Source organism: Streptomyces sp. C (assembly GCF_000158895.1).
Taxonomy (GTDB): Bacteria; Actinomycetota; Actinomycetes; order Streptomycetales; family Streptomycetaceae; genus Streptomyces; species Streptomyces racemochromogenes.
Window position 1 is genome coordinate 6,756,871 of sequence record NZ_GG657750.1, and the last position, 1,107, is coordinate 6,757,977.

Annotated in this window: 1 protein-coding gene; it reads right to left on the bottom strand. The window is 78.5% G+C overall.

Features of this window, described 5'->3' with window-relative positions; all coding sequences use genetic code 11:
• Window positions 1-1,043, bottom strand: a 1,043-nt coding sequence (locus SSNG_RS30380) for an NADH-ubiquinone oxidoreductase-F iron-sulfur binding region domain-containing protein (RefSeq protein WP_241695151.1), incomplete at its 3' end; no start/stop codon positions are given.
• Window positions 1,044-1,107: the final 64 nt, after the last annotated feature.

Genomic DNA, 1,107 nt, shown 5'->3' on the forward strand with positions numbered 1-1,107 from the left:
GCGTCCTCCAGTACGTCGGCCAGCCCGGGCAGGCCCCGTACGCAGGGCCCGCACTGCCCGGCCGACTCCTTCGCCATCCACCGCGTCACCCGCGCGACCTCGCCGGCCGGACAGGTGTCCTCGGGCAACGGCAGCACCGCCCCCGCCCCCAGCACCGCGCCGAAGGCGGACAGCGAGCCCCGGGACACGTCCGCGGAGCGGGCCGCCCCCGGATCCAGCCAGCGGCCGTGGTAGCCGCCGACCAGTACACCCTGCCCGGTACGGGTGCCGCACAGGTCGAGGACGTACGCCAGCGAGGTCCCCGTCGGGGTCTCGACCACCGTCTGCCCGGCGACGGTCAGCAGCACGGTGCCCGGCTCGGAGGGCAGGCCGGCCGCCCGGTAGTCGGGAGCGCCCATCCGGGCGGCGACGGCGAGCTGCGCGTACGTCTCGGTGTTCGACAGCAGCGTCGGCACCCCGCCCAGGCCCCGTTCGCTGGTCCGCACCCGCCGGCCGGACGGCAGCGCCGCGCCCCCGTTCAGCCCGCCCACCATCGCGGTCCCCTCGCCGGTCACGAAGCGCTCGGGCAGCCGTGCCACGCGCACCCGGCGGCCGCCCGGCCCCCGTTCGGCGACGGCGTCCCGTACCGAGCGCTCCACGTCTGCCCGGGTGACGGCCACCACCACCTCCTCCGCGCCGACCGCGGCGGCGGCCAGCAGCGCGCCGTCGAGCACCAGGTGCGGGGCGTGCAGCAGCAGCGCCTTGTCCTTGAGGCAACTCGGCTCCCCCTCACTGCCGTTGACCACCACGGCCGTCGGCCCCTCCCGTTCCCGCGCGGAGCCGATGACGGCACGCAGCTTCCGGGCGAAGGGGAACCCGGCTCCGCCGCGGCCCCGCAGGTCGATGTCGGCGGCCAGGTCCACGAGTTCGTCGGAGGCGTAGCGCGGCAGCGGGCCGTGCGCCGCCAGATGGGCCTCGCGGTCGAGCCGCGGGTCCCGGTCGAGCCCGGCCAGCAGCCGGGGGGTGCCCACGCAGCCGAGGCCGGGGCGCGCGGGTCCGCTCACGACCACCGCTCCCCGTCGCCGAGCGGCCCGGGCCGCCGGTCGGCGCCCGGGCCCGCGGCGGCGG